The 17036-nt window shown below is 55.2% G+C and carries 14 protein-coding genes and 1 pseudogene; 6 read left to right on the top strand and 9 right to left on the bottom strand.

Annotated features, from left to right (window positions below):
- Positions 1 to 78: 78 nt before the first annotated feature.
- On the top strand, positions 79 to 1647 hold the full coding sequence (locus DZC51_RS04920) for a BCCT family transporter (RefSeq protein ID WP_157294264.1): 1569 nt from the start codon (positions 79 to 81) through the stop codon (positions 1645 to 1647).
- An 84-nt stretch (positions 1648 to 1731) separates the two neighbouring features.
- Here DZC51_RS04920 and putP read toward each other — a convergent pair whose 3' ends face one another.
- Positions 1732 to 3219, bottom strand: coding sequence for a sodium/proline symporter PutP (gene putP, locus DZC51_RS04925; RefSeq protein ID WP_157294265.1), 1488 nt, complete (start codon positions 3217 to 3219; stop codon positions 1732 to 1734).
- Positions 3220 to 3553: 334 nt separating this feature from the next.
- Here putP and DZC51_RS04930 point away from each other — a divergent pair, with 334 nt between their 5' ends.
- Entirely contained in the window at positions 3554 to 3925 is a 372-nt protein-coding gene (locus DZC51_RS04930) for a DUF2188 domain-containing protein (protein WP_157294266.1), read from the top strand.
- Between the two features lie 206 nt (positions 3926 to 4131).
- On the opposite strand, the pseudogene DZC51_RS04935 reads toward DZC51_RS04930, so the two are convergent.
- Positions 4132 to 5778: pseudogene (locus tag DZC51_RS04935) on the bottom strand (AMP-binding protein); the annotation flags it as partial.
- A gap of 112 nt (positions 5779 to 5890) precedes the next feature.
- Entirely contained in the window at positions 5891 to 7444 is a 1554-nt protein-coding gene (locus DZC51_RS04940; protein ID WP_157294365.1) for an FMN-binding glutamate synthase family protein, read from the bottom strand.
- A gap of 164 nt (positions 7445 to 7608) precedes the next feature.
- On the opposite strand from DZC51_RS04940, the gene nfsA reads away from it, so the two are divergent.
- From nfsA to DZC51_RS04960, 4 genes are all read left to right on the top strand, one after another.
- Positions 7609 to 8340: an oxygen-insensitive NADPH nitroreductase gene (gene nfsA, locus DZC51_RS04945; protein WP_157294268.1), complete on the top strand. Its 732-nt coding sequence runs from the start codon at positions 7609 to 7611 to the stop codon at positions 8338 to 8340.
- 39 nt (positions 8341 to 8379) lie between these two features.
- Positions 8380 to 9558 (top strand): class I SAM-dependent methyltransferase, encoded by a 1179-nt coding sequence (locus tag DZC51_RS04950; protein WP_157294269.1) that lies wholly within the window; start codon positions 8380 to 8382, stop codon positions 9556 to 9558.
- Between the two features lie 79 nt (positions 9559 to 9637).
- Positions 9638 to 10456, top strand: coding sequence for a purine-nucleoside phosphorylase (locus tag DZC51_RS04955; RefSeq protein WP_157294270.1), 819 nt, complete (start codon positions 9638 to 9640; stop codon positions 10454 to 10456).
- Positions 10457 to 10571: 115 nt separating this feature from the next.
- On the top strand, positions 10572 to 10937 hold the full coding sequence (locus tag DZC51_RS04960) for a helix-turn-helix domain-containing protein (protein WP_157294271.1): 366 nt from the start codon (positions 10572 to 10574) through the stop codon (positions 10935 to 10937).
- Between the two features lie 63 nt (positions 10938 to 11000).
- Here DZC51_RS04960 and DZC51_RS04965 read toward each other — a convergent pair whose 3' ends face one another.
- From DZC51_RS04965 to DZC51_RS04990, 6 genes are all read right to left on the bottom strand, one after another.
- Positions 11001 to 11612, bottom strand: coding sequence for a tetratricopeptide repeat protein (locus DZC51_RS04965; RefSeq protein WP_157294272.1), 612 nt, complete (start codon positions 11610 to 11612; stop codon positions 11001 to 11003).
- Positions 11609 to 12268 (bottom strand): Dph6-related ATP pyrophosphatase, encoded by a 660-nt coding sequence (locus tag DZC51_RS04970; RefSeq protein WP_157294273.1) that lies wholly within the window; start codon positions 12266 to 12268, stop codon positions 11609 to 11611. Before DZC51_RS04970 ends, DZC51_RS04965 begins: the two co-directional genes overlap by 4 nt.
- Before the next feature lie 198 nt (positions 12269 to 12466).
- Positions 12467 to 13015, bottom strand: coding sequence for a PCYCGC motif-containing (lipo)protein (locus tag DZC51_RS04975; protein WP_157294274.1), 549 nt, complete (start codon positions 13013 to 13015; stop codon positions 12467 to 12469).
- Positions 13016 to 13361: 346 nt separating this feature from the next.
- On the bottom strand, positions 13362 to 14744 hold the full coding sequence (fumC, locus tag DZC51_RS04980; protein ID WP_157294275.1) for a class II fumarate hydratase: 1383 nt from the start codon (positions 14742 to 14744) through the stop codon (positions 13362 to 13364).
- A 239-nt stretch (positions 14745 to 14983) separates the two neighbouring features.
- Positions 14984 to 16264, bottom strand: coding sequence for an ABC transporter permease (locus DZC51_RS04985; RefSeq protein ID WP_157294276.1), 1281 nt, complete (start codon positions 16262 to 16264; stop codon positions 14984 to 14986).
- Positions 16254 to 16952: an ABC transporter ATP-binding protein gene (locus tag DZC51_RS04990; RefSeq protein ID WP_157294277.1), complete on the bottom strand. Its 699-nt coding sequence runs from the start codon at positions 16950 to 16952 to the stop codon at positions 16254 to 16256. The genes DZC51_RS04985 and DZC51_RS04990 overlap by 11 nt, the downstream gene beginning before the upstream one ends.
- Between the last annotated feature and the right edge of the window lie 84 nt (positions 16953 to 17036).

Below are 17036 nucleotides of genomic sequence, written 5' to 3' on the forward strand. Positions count from 1 at the left end.
TCATCTTCGTTACCCTCGGGTATACATCTATTATGTAACCCTTACATAATAAAACCAAATTAACAGAAGGAGAGGAACATGGACAGTTCAAACTGGAAAAACCCAGTATTTGTTGTTTCCGCACTCTTTATCCTAGCCCTTGTCTTGGTCGGAGCCATTGTACCGGAGGCATTTGCTTCGGTTGCCTCTGTTGTCTACGACTTCACGATCGACACATTCAGCTGGTTTTACCTGCTGGCAGTTTTTATCTTCATTCTCTTTTTGCTGGGCGTCGCACTCAGCAAGTACGGCAGCATCCGCCTGGGTGCCGAAGACGAAAAACCGGAATTCTCATTTTTCACCTGGACCGCTATGCTCTTTTCGGCAGGCTTCGGCGCTGGCCTTGTGTTCTGGGGCGTAGCCGAACCGATGAGCCATATGTTTAATCCGGCTTTTGAAGACCTGGAGCCGATGACGGAAGAAACGGCCCGGAATGCGATGGGATACTCCATGTTCCACTGGGGCATGCACCAATGGGTCATGTTCACGCTCACCGGCCTGGTCATCGCCTTCCTGCAGTTCAGGAAAAAGAAGAACGGTCTCATCTCGACTGCGCTCGAGCCGATTGTCGGATCATCAAAGCCTGTCAAAAACACCATTGATATCCTCGCAGTCATCGCGACGATCATGGGGATGGCTACTTCAATCGGATTGGGCGTACTCCAGATGAACGGCGGGCTCAATGCCGTCGCTGGCATTGAGATCTCCCCTTATGTCCAGTTGGGAATCATCGCAGTCATGATGGTCGCCTATCTGATGTCATCGACAACCGGATTGCACCGGGGCATCCGCTATCTCAGTAACCTCAACCTTGGTCTTGCACTCGGCCTTCTGCTATTTACCTTTTTTGCCGGGCCGACTGTCTTTATCCTTGAAACCTTTGTAGTCGGGCTCGGTGACTATATCACCAATTTTGTTCAGTATAGCCTTCGGCTTGAGCCTTATAAAGAACGGCTCTGGGTCCAGGAATGGACCGTCTTCTACTGGGCATGGGTCATGGCCTGGTCGCCGTTCATCGGGGCATTTGTCGCGCGTGTCTCGCGCGGACGGACCATCAGGGAGTTTATTGTAGGCACACTGATTATCCCACCGGCTATTGCCATGTTCTGGATGGCGGTATTCGGAGGAACGGCAATCTACAGCGACTTGAACAACGGGACCAACATTGCGGAAATGGTCAATCAGGATGTCACTTCTGCGCTCTTCACGACATTCGACCAGACCCTGCCATTGCCGGGACTGCTCTCAGTTCTTGCCATCCTGCTGATCTTCACCTTCATTGTCACATCCGCTGACTCGGCCACGTATATCCTGGCCAGCATGACTTCGGGCGGAACGCTGAATCCGAAGATGCCTGCCAAGCTGATCTGGGGCATTCTTATGGGTGCGATCGCAGGGGTCCTGCTCTTCACAGGCGGCATCAACGGTCTGGAAACCGCATCACTCGCCTCGGCCCTGCCGTTCGGCATCATCCTTATCATGCTGATGTTCTCCATGATCATCCTCCTGAGGAGAGAACCGCTGCCGGTCAACAAACGGGAACTCCGCCGGTTCCAGCGACTCGAGAACATGTCAAAAAAAGAAAAAGTCGATCGAACTACGAAATAATACGAATCCGATCCTGCCATATGGCCGGGTCGGTTTTTTTCCATATAAAAACCGGAAAGCCAGTCGGCTTTCCGGTTTTGTCGTTTACTTGCGCTCGCGTTCGAGCAGCTCGAGAGATTCCGTGAATTCCCGATCGATTTCTTCGTTCTGACGGTAGGTTGCGTTACTGACCAGCACTGCCACGAGCAGACTCAGGAGGAAGCCTGGAACAATCTCGTATAGTGAATCGGTCAGAGCGTCAATGTTCCCCCAGATCATCACGACCACCGCACCGGTGATCATTCCCCATAGTGCCCCTTGAGACGTAAGCTTGCGCCAGTACAGCGACAGAAGGACAACCGGTCCGAATGCCGCACCGAAACCGGCCCACGCGAACGATACCAGCTTCAGGATCGTGTCGTTCTGTTCCCAGGACAGGAAGAATGCCACGAGCGAAACAACCAGGACCGCAAGCCGTCCGTACAGGACATACGTCTTGTCTTCCGCATCCGACTTGATGACTGCCTTATACAGGTCTTCGACGAGCGCCGAAGAAGTAACAATCAGCTGAGACGAAATTGTACTCATTACTGCTGCAAGGACTGCCGAAAGGATGATCCCTGCGATGAACGGATGGAAGATGACCTGGCCCATCTCGATAAAGATCGCTTCCGGATCGGTCAGCGTGAGCTGCGGGTTCTGCTGGAAATACGCGTATCCGACAAGTGCCGTCAGCAAAGCACCGATCAGGCTCAGCATCATCCAGCCGATTCCGATCCGGCGGGCGGAACGGGTCTCCTTGACGGAGCTGATCGCCATGAAGCGGACGATGATATGCGGCTGGCCGAAGTAGCCGAGCCCCCAGGCAAGCGAGGAAATGATTCCCGCCACCGTCGTGCCTGCAACGAGGCTCAGGTGTTCCGGTTTGGCTTCACGGATCGTGCTGATGGTCTCGGCCGGGCCACCTGTGAGGAAGACGCCGACAATCGGCACCATGATCAGTGCCAGGAACATGATGATGCCCTGGACAAAGTCCGTATAGCTGACCGCGAGGAACCCGCCGAACAACGTGTAGGCCACAACGACTAGAGAAACGATGATCAGTCCGGCATGGTAATTCAGACCAAACGAGCTCTCAAAAAAGACGCCGCCTGCGACCATTCCGGAAGATACATAGAAAGTGAAGAAGATGAGGATGATCAGGCCGGAAGCGATCCGCAAAAACGGCGAACGGTCCTTGAGCCGGCTCTGCAAATAGCTCGGGATGGTGATCGAGTTGCTTGAAACCTGCGTGTATGTACGGAGCCGGGGTGCCACGTAAAGCCAGTTCAGGTACGCACCGGCGGTCAGGCCGACTCCAATCCAGATCTCGCCCAGCCCCGCAAGATAGATTGCCCCCGGGAACCCCATAAGCAGCCAGCCGGACATGTCCGCCGCCCCGGCACTGAGCGCAGTGACCGCGGGCCCAAGCGAGCGCCCCCCAAGCATGTAGTCCGTCAGGTTGGCAGTTTTCCTGTAGGCGTACCAGCCGATGAGCAGCATGGCCGCCATGTAGATTATGATTGCGAGTAATTTAAAAGTAGTGTCTGTCACAATATCACTCCCCCTTCTGTAACCCATCCTAACATAAGACCTGGGCCTATATGACTGCCAATTTGGAGAAATGAGAAATCAGTAGAAGAAAACAGAGGATGCTGACGAAATAGAAGAATGAAGCTTCCTGCTCGCCCATTATTTCCCGGGAAATCGACTGTCGCTGACATAAGGAGTGTCGGATGATGCCCCATTAGCAGTCGCCTGAAGAAGCAACCCGAATGCCGGTGGAACCTGTCTGCATATGAGGAGGACAGTCAAAAGAAGAGTCTGGAGGAAAGGTTTAGCCACTTCTTCCCGGGGAATTTCCTTATATATAAGGAGGCGATCCGGAATGCCGTGGAATGAACAGGATTATCCGGACTCGTTCAAGAACTTGGACGAGCCGGTCAGGGAGAAAGCGATAGAAATCGCCAACGCTCTCCTGCGCGACGGATACGAAGACAGCCGTGCCATCCCGATTGCGATGGACCAGGCACGCGAGTATGTGCACGGAGACGATGACAGCGGAAGGCCGGTGTACGAAGTGAGGGAAGATGGAGAGGAATGGGTGCTCCGTAAAAAGGGCAGCGACAGCGACATTCTGCGCGAAGACACGAAAGACGATCTTCTCGAAAAAGCCAAGCCGCAAGTCAACGACGACAATGGAGTGCTGAAAATCTACAAGGGCGACGGCGAACTCGAAGACACGCTTTATGAAGGGTGAAAAAGACCGCACTGGATGCGGTCTTTTTCACGGCTTTCGGGTGGCTTTCGGTGAGTCGTTGATGATCTTCATTGAGACGTTGCGATATTTCATTGAGACGTTAACATACTCTACTGAGACGTTGCGATACAGGAATGAAACGTTGACATAGCCAACGTTCCGCACCAAAAAAACCGTCCCGGCACCATGCCAGGACGGTTTCCCCTTTAATTCGCCCCGATGCCGGTGCGTTCCTCGGACATCTCGCGAAGCTTGAATTTCTGGATCTTGCCAGATGCGGTCATCGGGTATTCGTCGATGAATTCGATGTACCGCGGAATCTTGTGATAGGAGATCTTTCCTTTGCAGTACTCGCGGATCGACTCTTCCGTCTCCTCCGCGCCGGCCTTCAGGATGATCCAGGCCATGAGTTCTTCGCCGTATTTCGGATCGGGTACGCCGACAACCTGGACGTCACTCACAGACGGGTGTGTATAAAGGAATTCCTCGATCTCTCGCGGATAAATGTTTTCCCCTCCGCGGATCACCATGTCCTTGATGCGTCCCGTGATATCGATGTACCCGTCTTCGTCCATGACGGCGATGTCGCCGGTATGGAGCCAGCCGTCGCTGTCGATCGCCTGGCGGGTGGCATCTTCATTATTATAGTAGCCTTTCATGACGTGGTAACCGCGTGTGCACAACTCACCGGGTTCACCCTGCGGAACTTCCTTGCCTGTCACCGGGTCGATAATCTTCACTTCGACATACGGGTGCGGCTTGCCGACTGTCGCCACACGCTTTTCGATCGGATCATCCGTTGTGGTCTGCGTGATGACTGGCGACGACTCCGTCTGGCCGTAGCAGATGGTGATTTCATCGGCCCCCATTTCGTTGATCACTTGCTTCATCACCTCGATCGGACAGGTGGAGCCGGCCATGATGCCCGTCCGGAGAGAGGATGTGTCAAAGTTCTTGAACTCCGGATGCTGGAGCTCGGCGATGAACATCGTCGGCACGCCATTGAGCGCGGTGCACTTTTCATCCTGCACGGCTTTTAGCACAGTGAGCGGGTTAAACTGCTCGACAATCACGGAGGTGGATGCGTGCGTGACCGCAGTCAGGGTGCTGAGCACACAGCCGAAGCAGTGGAAAAACGGCACCGGGATGCAAAGGCGGTCCTTTTCGGTCAGCTTCATCCGGTCGCCGATCAACTGCGCGTTGTTGACGATGTTGTTGTGCGTCAGCATGACGCCCTTCGGGAAGCCCGTTGTCCCCGACGTGTACTGCATGTTGATGGCATCCTCCGGATCCAGCGAGCGGAATACCTCTTCCAGCTCTTCATCAGATACTCCACCGGCCTTTGCCTCGAACTCGGACCACTTGAACATCCCCGGCTCGTCTCGCTCCGTCATGAGGATGATGCGTTTCAGATGCGGGAGGTTCTTGCACGAGATCTCACCCTTTTCCGAGACCTCCGCCTCCGGACATACTTGTCGGATGATGTCGATATAGCTTGTCCCCTTGAACCCTTCATCCAGGATCAGCGTCGTAGACTCGGACTGCTTCAGCAGGTACTCGAGTTCCGCCGCCTGATAGTTGGTATTCACCGTCACGAGCACGGCCCCCATCTTGCCGGTCGCAAATTGGCTCAAAAACCACTGGCGCTTGTTGTCGCTCCAGATGGCGACATGTTCCCCTTTTTTAATCCCCATACCGAGATATGCCTTCGCCAGACGGTCCGTCTCTTCGTCGAATTCCCGGTACGTTTTACGGATTCCGTGTTCCGGATAGACGTAGGCTTCCACATCAGGGAACTCCCGTGCCTTTTCCCGGACTACCTCTCCGACGGTTTTGTTGAGCAGTGCCATCCAAACGCCCCCTTGAAATCGTTTTCAACAGTATGTTACCACATTTTTCTGATGGTTTAGAAACTTTATTTGGAACAAAAGATGACGCCGCCCCTCAGGACGGCGTGTTCATCATTTATCGCACACTCAGATGTTCGTCATGGGCATGCACAGGATGTGCACGGCCTCTTTCATCCATGTAGACAAGGTGGCTCCGGTTCAGCTTCGTCGGAGAATCCAGACCGGCCGCCGCCGCAATACGGAAAAGGCCTTCGCGCATCGTAAGGATATAATTCGTGACACGGTACTTTTTCTCATCCACGACAAGTGCGCGCTGCAGGTCCTCATCGGTTGTAGCCACACCTGCCGGGCATTCATTCGTATGGCATTTCAGCGCCATGATGCAGCCGACGGAAATCATGAAGCCGCGGGCAACCTGGACGAGATCCGCTCCGAGCGCAAGCGCGATGGCGGCTTTGTCCGGAGTCGTGATCTTGCCCGAGGCGATGATCTTCACCCTGTCGCGCACTCCATGCTCTTGAAGCGAATCATCGAGGATTGTGAGTGCCGTCTTGATCGGCAGGCCCAGACTGTCTGCCAGGTCCTGATAGGTCGCACCGGAGCCGCCTTCCGATCCGTCAACCGAGATAAAGTCCGGACCCTTTCCGGTTTTCTTCATCCATCCTGCCAATTCATCGGCCTCGCTTTTGCTGCCGATGACCACCTTGATGCCGACGGGCTTTCCTCCGACCTCGCGGATCTGTTCGATAAACTCGAACATCGACGGATAGTCATCGAACTCGCGGAATCGGTTCGGGCTGTTGATTGTCGTATACGGCTCGACGGTCCGGATTTTCGCGATTTCTTCGGTCACCTTCTCCCCCTCGACGTGGCCGCCGCGCATCTTCGCGCCCTGGGCAAGCTTCAGCTCAAATGCCCTCACATTCGGAATGGCGGCCTTCTCCTTCACCTTTTCAATATCGAATTCCCCTTCAGGCGTCCGGTAGCCGAACAGACCAGAGCTGATTTGCGCGATGATTTCAGGCCCACCCGACAGATGATGGTCCGATAGACCGCCCTCGCCCGTGTTCATCCAGGCACCTTTTGCCATGCCGATCCCTTTGGACAAAGCGGTGATGGCGTTTTTGCCGAGCGACCCGAAACTCATCGCCGACTGGCCGAGCAGGCTGCGCACATGAAACGGCTCCCGGCAATCCGGTCCGATCACAACCGCATCATCCGGGGGCAGCAGCCACGGCAGCGCCGGAATTTCTTCCGTATGCTCACGGCGCGTAAACAGGCCCTCATCATCAATCACATAATGGCGGGTATCGACAAGATCGGAATTGTCGACGCGCATTTCTTCATTCTGCTTGGTGAACATGGCATTGCGGATATAATAGCCGGGCGCTTCAAAGTCCCGTTTTGACCCGAAGCCGATCAGCGAGCTTTTGTACTTGCCGGGAAGTACCATATGCAGGTACTCCTCCCGGCTGAACGGCTTTCCGCTGTTGTCATCGGAGAACAGATACTGCCTGAACTCGGGTCCCGTCCTTTCGAGAAAATAGCGGACACGCCCAAGAATCGGGAAATTCCGCAGGATGGAGTGCTGCTTTTGCCCGCGGTCATAGAAAAATAGCCAGATCAGCGTCACAATCGGCACGACGACGAGCAGGATAAACAGGATCATCGCCGTCAGCGACACATTTTCAAAAAAAGTGCTCACGTTACGTTTCTCCCCTTTCAATATGTATTTCCGGATACTGCAGACCTCTGAAATTGTTTACCCTAAAACTCTTTTGATAAGCTAAGGTGTGATGTATGAACAGATAAATTTGAAAGGGGTCTTTATTAATGGTCTTAGATCTTCTTGCCTCCCACTCGTCAGTCCGGGATTACGAGGACGTCACACTCTCCCGGGAAACGGTCGAGCGGCTCGTCAGCGCCGGACAGCATGCGGCCAGTTCCCACTTTGTCCAGGCGTATTCGGTCATCCACGTGACCGATCCGGCCAAGCGCGAGGCACTCGCAGAGCTCTCGAAAAACCCGAAGCAGTTCCTGACTGCCGGCGCGGCACTCGTTTTCTGTATGGATTTCCGCCGGCTGACAGCAGCGGCAGGCCTTCAGAACGAGGAAATCGTCTACTCGAACGCCGAGGCGCTTGTCGTCGGCGTGACGGATACGGCACTGTTTGCACAGAACGTTGCGGTTGCCGCAGAATCAGAAGGCTACGGCATCTGCTATATCGGCGGTGTGCGGAATGCACCCGAAGAAATCAGCGAAGTCCTCGGTTTGCCGGAAGGTGTTGCACCACTCTATGGCATGACCATCGGCGTGCCGAAGTTCCGCAACGAAGTGAAGCCGCGCCTGCCTGTCGCTTCCATCTTGCATGAGAATGAGTACAATAGTGAAAAGTATGAAGAGCAGCTTCCGGAATACGACCGGACGATGAACGACTATTATCTGAACCGCGGAAGCAACCGGAAAGACGCCACCTGGTCAGGCGACATGGCGGCATTCCTCAAGGAACCGCGCCGTATGCATCTGAAGGAATTCCTCGCCAAGCAGGGATTCCGGTTCGAATGATCTGAAATGAACGAATCCCTATAAGAAAGGAGGCCTCCTATGGAATTTGAGGAAATGATTGATGCGCTGGCGTCCCGCATGGCGAACGGCACGCTGGTAAAGGCGACGATCAGCCAGCCGCGCCATAAAACCGAGGAACTGAAGCGCATCAGAATCAAATCCGTTGAACTTCGGGAAGAACTCCATATCCAGTTCGAATATCAGTATGAACGCATCCTGAAGCACGAAAATGTGCCTGCAGATAAAGTCCGCCCTGTCCTTGACGAACTGCTCCGCACGTTCCGGCAAGTGCAAGCTACCTTCACCGGTGAAGAAGTGCAGGTCAGGCTTTCGAAGAAGCTGAAGGTCTCCTGGAAGACCGAACAGACTGATACGAAAGCGGAACCGAACCTCTCCCATAACCGAAAAAAGCAATACATCCTTGAAGAGGGGACGCCGTATCCGTTTCTCGTGCAGCTCGGTGTGCAGACCGAGGACGGGAAAGTGAAAAAGGGCAAAATGGACAAGTTCCGGCAGATCAACCGGTTCACCGAGTATATTGCCGACAGCCTCGCCCATCTGCCGACGGACCGGACAATCCGCATCCTCGATTTTGGTTCGGGCAAGTCGTATCTGACGTTTGCCCTTTACCACTATCTGAGGATCGAAAAGGAACTCGACGTACGGGTCACCGGACTCGATCTGAAAAAAGAAGTGATCGAGGAATGCCGGCAGATCGCCGCTGATCTCGGATACGGGGACGACCTGGAGTTTCTCGTCGGTGACATCAACGATTATAATGATGAAACTGCAGTCGACATGGTCGTGACACTGCATGCTTGCGACGTTGCGACCGACATGGCGCTTGCCCGCGCGGTGCGTTGGGAAGCGGATGTCATTTTGAGCGTGCCGTGCTGCCAGCACGAACTGTTCGGCCAACTGGACTCTCCGGAACTCGGTGTCATGCTGCAGCATGGGCTCATCAAGGAACGCTTCGCGGCGCTCGCAACAGACTCGATTCGCGCCGAGTTGCTGAGTCTGCTCGGGTACGACGCGCAGCTTCTGGAATTCATCGACATGGCGCACACGCCGAAAAACATCATGATCCGTGCCTATAAAACCGGAAAGACTGCAGGCTCGGAGCGGGTGACCCGCTACAAAGCCTTCCGGAATATGCTCGGCGCGGAACCGTTCATGGAACGGGAACTGAAAAAAGAACTCGCTCCGGTGCTTGGATGAGGATTCCGCGTATGCGGGCGGGGGTATCAAACTTGTAGGAAGCGGGCGGTTCTGCCGCCGCAGAAGAGGAGAGATTCAAATGAACCTGTTCCATAAAATCTGGGAAGCCACATCTTATATTAAAGACAAGACAGAACACAGCCCGACGGTCGGCATGATCCTCGGCTCAGGACTCGGCTCTCTTGCCGATGAAATCGAAGAAGCCATCAGCATTCCGTATGCGGAGATCCCGCATTTCGCGACATCTTCCGCCGTCGGCCATGCCAACGAACTGGTCATCGGCAAGCTGAACGGCATCACCGTCGCGGCGATGAAGGGCCGCTACCATTACTACGAAGGCTATTCGCTCGAGGAAGTCACATTCCCGGTCCGTGTCATGAAGGCACTGGGCATCCAGGATCTGATCATCACAAACGCCTGCGGCTCGGTGAACAAGGACTTCAGCCCTGGGGATCTCATGCTGATCACCGATCACCTGAACCTGACCGGCACCAACCCGCTGATCGGGCCGAACCACGAGGAACTCGGCACCCGATTCCCGGATCTGACACAGGTGTACAGCAAGGAATTACAGGCGAAGGCATTCAGTGTGGCCGACAGCCTCGGCTTCGGTTTGCGTGAAGGCGTCTATGCCTGGTGGAGCGGCCCGACGTATGAGACGCCTGCAGAAATCCGTATGATCCGCACGCTCGGCGCGGACGCGGTCGGCATGTCGACCGTACCGGAAGTGATTGTCGCGGCACACGGCGGCATGCGCGTCCTCGGCATTTCCTGCCTGACGAACATGGCGGCAGGCATCCTTGACCAGCCGCTAAGCCACGACGAAGTGATTGAGGTTGCTGCACAGGTCCGGACTAAATTTGCCGGTCTCGTAAAAGGCGTTCTCTCGGAAATCTAATAATCAGACAAAAAACGACAACCTTGAGGGGTTGTCGTTTTATTTTTCAAGCAATATATGATATGCTGTCTAAGGAATTCAAATTTTCTAACTCTTATACAGAAAGGTGTTAGCATTGAACGAGACCCTCACATTCGGCGAGCGGCTAAAAGCCCTCCGGATCCAGCACGACGTGTCCCCTGAGCAATTGGCAGAGACGATCGGTGTCGCCAAAAGCCTGATCTGGACGTTCGAGCTCGACAAGAAACTGCCGACCTTCCCCCAGTTGATTGCCCTTGCAGACCACTTCCAAGTGACCACCGACTATCTTCTGAACCGCGAACCCGTTTCCGTGGATATTAAAAAGGCGGCCGACGACATGCTCGATAAATATGAGCTCTGTCTGGACGGCCGGCGGTTGTCGAAGGACGAACTTTTGGACGCGATGTCGTTCATCCGGACACAGCGGACTGTCCGTCCAAAAGACTATACAGTCGTCTGACTGAACATGCCGGGCGTATTCCCGGCAAGAGCACCGATTTCCGGTGTTCTTTTTATTTTGCCCTTATCCGGATTGCTGTTCCAGCAGGCTGCGGACTTCCTCTTCGCCCTTGGCATCACCGGCTCTCCGAAAGGCGCCCATGCTCTGTTGGTAGGCCGGACCGGGATCGTGCCCGAACAGCGCACTTGCCTGTCCGATCCCCCGCCAGGCGCAGGCGATGCACATATCGTCTTCCGCTTTCTTGCCTTCACGGAGCGCCAACCGGAAAGCACCGATTGCTTCCTCGAGTTGTCCTTCCAAGAGTGCTGTTTCGCCGAATTCGTAGGCGTTGGCTGAATGTCCCTTGTGGTCATCGGGGAGACGGTCGCGGCGGAGGTTCCGCTCCCGCTCCAGCCACTTTCTCGCGGTCGATGCGTCCCCTTCCATCCGGCATACCATTGCGAGCTGGTGCATCGAAATGGCGGCGGCTTCATCGTGGTCGTCACTCTGTTCCGCCTGGCGGAGAAGTTCTTCGTAGAGTGAGCGGGACTCGTTGAATTCCTTTTTCATCGCTAGCGTGAACGCGAGCATATGCATCGCGTTTTCTTCCTGTTCCGGTTCGGCAAGCAGTGCACGGTAAAGCCGTTCGGCCTCGTCCCAGTCTTCCCTCTCGAACGCCTCAAATGCCTCTTTCATCTCTCCAGCTCCATTCGCGCAAACGAATAGCCATCCCGTTTCAGGTGGGCGGTCTGATTGAGGCTGAGCGGGTGATTAAAGATGGGACCGTCCGTCACGAGCGTGTGGAACTCGCCGGCCTCCCCGCACGGGTCGATTCCGCGGCTTTCCATGTCTTCGATCAATTCATGATCGAATGCGCGCCCGACCCATTCGGCCGGGAATCGCTCATCATGTCCGACGACGACCGTCGCCCGGAAACCAGCATCCAGAAAGGCGCGGACCACTTCAATTCGGCCCATGCCCCATAGCGGATGCACCGCTTTGATGCCCCGCTCCGCACATGTGTCGGCCATCCACTTCCGGTGGTCCTCCAGGTCGATGTCCCCGAATACCCCGGTTGTGATTCCCGACGCCTTCATCTTATCCAGCCCCGAGAGAAATTGCTCCTTATAATCTGTCCAACCGGCGCGCCGGATCTCAAGCGGGATGCCGAGCGCGTCAGCCTGCGCACGAATGATCGCCTCGCTCACCGCATGCGACTTCGACCTGTCCCCTTCGCTATCGAACATCGTCAGAAGCTGCTCCGGCCTGCCGCCGTTTTGAATTGCCCGGTGAAGTGCAAGTGCGGAATCCTTGCCCCCGCTCCATGAGGAGAAAAATGATTGCTTGTCCATCGAGTAAGCCCCCTTTAGGGAGAGTGTAGCATATGGGGTTGCCGGGAGTAATTTCGTAGCGGCATGGGATGGGTTCGCGGCGGCAACGTGCAATTTCACGACCGCAACTCACAGTTTCACGACCGCAACTCACCATTTCGCGGCGGCTCTGATTTTATTGCATATAAAAAAGCGGGGCGCTCCCGCCTCGCTTCCCTCTTATGCCGGCATCGGCGTAGGAGTCGGCTCTGCATAGCCTTCGTTATAAGTCTCGTCGATCGTCTCACGGATTTCCTTGAGCGACTTTCCGTCCTGCGCCATCTTCACCGATTCCACCGCGATTTCCAGGCATACGAGGCAGCGCGTGCCATGGTCATCCCAGACAACCGAGCCGTCTTCGCGGACTTCCGAGATAAAGCAGTTCATGTTGCTTTTGTGCCCGGCACTATCCCCGCAGCCGCAGTAGCATGGCATCCATTCCAGAATCTCAGTTGCGGAGCCCGCCACCTGATAAACCAGTTGCATGTCTTCCGGCTTGTCATCTAGGAATGACGGCAGCTCCTCCGCCGAAGCGGTCACTTCCTGGAGGTCGCCATTCGGCAGCACCGTCTGGCCTTCCTTCACTTCCCGCTCGGCAGGAGCCGCATGGTCATGTCCTTCATGGGAAGGCTCATCCTCATGGGCATCCGTCTCACCAGCTGCGTCATTGCCGCATGCGGACAAAACAAGACCGAGCGCAGCGAGTATATAGATGAACCGCTTCTTCATGTGGGATCACTCCTTTGCGTACCACTATACCGCAAGATGCGGCGAGATGCTGTGAGCAAAAAGTGACATCCGTTGGAGGTAGTGAGTGAGGGATGAATTCCTGCCCGGTTTCGTCATTCACCGGTTTGATTTCGTCATTCGCGTCTCCGATTTCGTCATTCAGCTTCCCAATTTCGTCATTCGCGTATGTCCCGATGATGAATGACGAGACTGAAGGACCGAATGACGAGATTCTGGCCACGAATGACGAGATTACCGGTCTGAATGACGAAACCGCCCCCCGCCATCACGAAAAATCCCCATATAAAAACAGCCGGGGACCCGAGTCCCCGGCTGCACCAATTAATTATCGTCCGATCATTTTAGACGGAACGACCCATTCATCAAACTGCTCTTCTGTCAGAAGGCCGGACTTGATCGCCGCTTCTTTCAGAGTCGAGCCTTCCGCGTGGGCCGTCTTCGCGATTTTCGCCGCGTTTTCATAGCCGATGTGCGGGTTCAGCGCGGTAACGAGCATGAGCGAGTTGTCCAGAAGCTCCTGGATCTTCTCTTGGTTCGGCTCGATGCCGACTGCGCAGTTGTCGTTGAAGCTGATGATCCCGTCAGTCAGCAGGCGAACCGACTGAAGGAAGTTGTAGGCGATGACCGGCTTGAAGACGTTCAGCTCGAAGTTGCCCTGGCTCGCGGCAAATCCGATTGTCGCGTCGTTGCCCATTACTTGGGCGACAACCATCGTCAGTGCTTCGCTCTGTGTCGGGTTGACCTTGCCCGGCATGATCGAGCTGCCCGGCTCGTTGGCAGGGATTGTGATTTCACCGATGCCGGAACGCGGGCCGCTTGCCAGCCAGCGCACGTCGTTTGCGATTTTCATTAGATCAGCCGCGAGTGCCTTGATCGCGCCGTGCGTGAAGACGGCTTCGTCATAGCTTGTGAGCGCGTGGAACTTGTTGACCGCGGACGTGAACTCGATTCCCACCTGCTTGGAGATCTGGGCCGCGACTTTGTCGCCGAATCCTGCAGGTGCGTTCAGGCCCGTACCGACAGCGGTGCCGCCGATTGCAAGTTCTTTCATTTGTTCGACTGCAGTTTCAATCATGACACGGTCTTTTTCAAGCATGCGCACCCAACCGCTGATTTCCTGGCCGAGTGTGAGCGGTGTTGCGTCCTGCAGGTGCGTACGGCCGATCTTGATGATGTCGTCGAACTGCTTCGACTTGTCTTCAAGCGTCTCTTTCAGCTTGTCGATCGCCGGAAGAAGGTCGTTCAGAACGGCAACGACTGCGGAAACGTGGAGCGCCGTCGGATATGTATCGTTCGACGATTGGGACTTGTTGATGTCATCGTTCGGGTGGAGACGGTCTTCCTCGCCCCACTCTTCAAGCAACTGGTTGCCGCGGTGAGCAAGCACTTCGTTCATGTTCATGTTAGACTGCGTGCCGGAACCGGTCTGCCAGACAACGAGCGGGAAGTTGTCGTCGAGCTTGCCTTCGATCACTTCGTCGGCTGCAGCCGCAATCGCTTTCGCCTTTGCGTCAGACAGGTTGCCGAGCTCGTTGCTTGTGATCGCTGCTGCCTTTTTCAGGTTGGCGAATGCACGGACGACTTCCATCGGCATTTTCTCCCAGCCGATTTTGAAGTTCTGCTTGCTTCGCTGCGTCTGGGCACCCCAAAGCTTGTCCGCAGGTACCTGGATTTCGCCGATCGTATCGCGTTCAATGCGGTATTCCATCATTCCTCATCCTTTCGGGTCTGCTGAAATTCAATCCTTCTCTATTTTGCTACATTTCCGGTCAAGAAACAATAGAAGGCACGGCCAGGTACTTCCCGGGCAAGCACGCATCACGGCCGCCGGTACCGAATAGGATAAAACAGGCCGCCAGACCGGAAACGGCAGGCAGGCCCTTACATAGGAAAGGCATCCGACTCAGCTCGGATGCCTGTTTCATTTATTGGGTAACCGCTTATCCCTCAAAGCTCATGCCGCAGCGCACCGATGACGTCCGTCTTCGTCGCCTTTCGTGCCGGACGCCAGCCGGAGATCATGGCGACAGTCAGTGAAATTGCGGAGGCGATCAGGACGAGCTGCCATGGGATGACGGAGAATGTCACTTTGAACGAGTCTCCAGTTTCCCCGCCTAGCGCAGCGTCCACTACAATCGGAAGAATTGCATTGGCCGCGAAGCTTACGCCATAGGAAATCACGACCGCAATGACCGTACCGACAAGCCCGATCCATGCGCTTTCCATCAGGAACAGCCGCTGAATCAGTTTAGGTCCGGCACCGAGTGCTTTCATGACGCCGATTTCACGCGTCCGTTCCGTGACCGCCATCGTCATCGTGTTAAAGATGCCGATTGAGGCGATCAGGATTGCAATCGTTCCGACAAAGATCAGTCCAGCCTTCAGCGCGAGGAAGAAGACATCAATCTGTTCGATCTCCTCAGAGACCGAGTAAACTGCGTACCCATCGTCCTTCAGCGTCTGCGTGATGGCCTTTACGTTCGCCAGGTCATCAGCATACACATTCACCGAGCTGTTCGTGAATGACATATCCTCCTGTTCGTTATCCGAAGAAGCTGCAATATAAGCCGACTCCATCTCTTCCATGAACGATTCATCCAGGTAGAGGTAACCATCGAACGCCCAGTCCTTGCCCGGAGCTTCTTTGACACCGACGATTGTAAACGGCCATGTCTTCGAGGCGGTTTCGTCATTCTCCCCTTCGAATGAAAACGCAAATGTTTGGCCAATGACCTTTCCTTCATAAGAGGCCGGTTCTTCGCCTTCCTCCACTTCCACGCTTTCGTCAATCAGTTGCGCTGCGAACTGAGAACCGACAATCACTTCGCCAGGCTTTTCCGGGAACCGACCTTCCGCAAGCTTGAAGCCGGATGCCTGTTCATCACCGAAGTCCGTGAAGTATGTGTTCATGCTGCCGGTATGGCCTTCCAGTTCGCCCATAGCCATCGGCACCAGCGATTTTCGGTGGACGACCGCCTCGACATGATCGATCTTCTTCATCGCGTCAGCTTTCGCGTCCGTCATGTCTTCGCTGTACACTTCGATCTGCGTCACCATCTGGTTCGACAGGATATCGTCCTTGATCGTCTTCTGCAGCCCAAAGCCGACCGACGCAAGGACGATCAGGAACGCCGTCCCCATCGTCGCAGCCAGCACAGTCATGAACACCCGGAGCCGGTTCCGCCGGATATGCTGGCGGACAAATGCAATCTGATCCTTAAACGACATGGCGGAGGCCCCCTTCCGTAAGCTCGCCGTCGTGCATCCGGTACTGGCGCTTGGCAATGGCCGCGACCTCGTCGTCATGAGTGATGATGACGAATGTGATGCCGTACTTCTTATTCAATGAAAGAATCAGGTTCAGGATATCCTGTTCGGTTTCGGAATCGAGGCTGCCCGTCGGCTCATCGGCGAAGATGACCGGCGGCTCGGTAATGAGGGCTCGCGCGATGCCGACCCGCTGCTGCTGTCCGCCCGACAGCTCGTTCGGATAATGTCCGCGGATTTCCGTGAGTCCGGTGCTTTCCAGCAACTCCTCCACTTTCCGCTTGCGCTCGGCCGCCGGCACGCCCTTCAGCGTCAGTGGTAATTCGATATTCTCGAATGCCGTCAGCCCGGGCATCAGCTGGAAGTTCTGAAAGACGAATCCGAACCGGTCCAGCCGGAACGCCGCCCGTTGCGCTTCACTCATCGAGGTGAGATCTGTGCCGTCGACAAGTACCCGCCCCGCATCCGGCTGCAGGAATCCCGCCAGGATATGAAGAAGTGTCGACTTCCCCGACCCGCTCCGCCCGACGATTGACACGATTTCCCCGTCCCGCGCTTTCAGTGACAGCTCTTTTAAGACGGGCACTTCCGTCTCCTTCCCCTTCTTGCCGACCCGGAACGAGTGGGACAGCCCCTTCACTTCAATCATGTTCATTCCTCCAATAAGTGGTTAGTGATTTCAGTATAGAGGGAGAATCTGAAGGATTACGGAGGGGGAAAATGAAGATTTTCT

The organism is Bhargavaea sp. CC-171006 (assembly GCF_009761675.1).
In the GTDB taxonomy this organism is placed as follows: Bacteria; Bacillota; Bacilli; order Bacillales_A; family Planococcaceae; genus Bhargavaea; species Bhargavaea changchunensis.

Excerpts from the sequence above, each read along its gene's own strand:
- DZC51_RS04970 (WP_157294273.1), bottom strand. The coding sequence starts at position 12,268 with ATGGACAAGCAATCATTTTTCTCCTCATGGAGCGGGGGCAAGGATTCC.
- DZC51_RS04955 (WP_157294270.1), top strand. The coding sequence starts at position 9,638 with ATGAACCTGTTCCATAAAATCTGGGAAGCCACATCTTATATTAAAGAC.
- DZC51_RS04920 (WP_157294264.1), top strand. The coding sequence starts at position 79 with ATGGACAGTTCAAACTGGAAAAACCCAGTATTTGTTGTTTCCGCACTC.
- nfsA (WP_157294268.1), top strand. The coding sequence starts at position 7,609 with ATGGTCTTAGATCTTCTTGCCTCCCACTCGTCAGTCCGGGATTACGAG.
- fumC (WP_157294275.1), bottom strand. The coding sequence starts at position 14,744 with ATGGAATACCGCATTGAACGCGATACGATCGGCGAAATCCAGGTACCT.
- DZC51_RS04930 (WP_157294266.1), top strand. The coding sequence starts at position 3,554 with ATGCCGTGGAATGAACAGGATTATCCGGACTCGTTCAAGAACTTGGAC.
- DZC51_RS04990 (WP_157294277.1), bottom strand. The coding sequence starts at position 16,952 with ATGATTGAAGTGAAGGGGCTGTCCCACTCGTTCCGGGTCGGCAAGAAG.
- DZC51_RS04985 (WP_157294276.1), bottom strand. The coding sequence starts at position 16,264 with ATGTCGTTTAAGGATCAGATTGCATTTGTCCGCCAGCATATCCGGCGG.
- DZC51_RS04940 (WP_157294365.1), bottom strand. The coding sequence starts at position 7,444 with ATGATCCTGTTTATCCTGCTCGTCGTCGTGCCGATTGTGACGCTGATC.
- DZC51_RS04965 (WP_157294272.1), bottom strand. The coding sequence starts at position 11,612 with ATGAAAGAGGCATTTGAGGCGTTCGAGAGGGAAGACTGGGACGAGGCC.
- DZC51_RS04950 (WP_157294269.1), top strand. The coding sequence starts at position 8,380 with ATGGAATTTGAGGAAATGATTGATGCGCTGGCGTCCCGCATGGCGAAC.
- DZC51_RS04975 (WP_157294274.1), bottom strand. The coding sequence starts at position 13,015 with ATGAAGAAGCGGTTCATCTATATACTCGCTGCGCTCGGTCTTGTTTTG.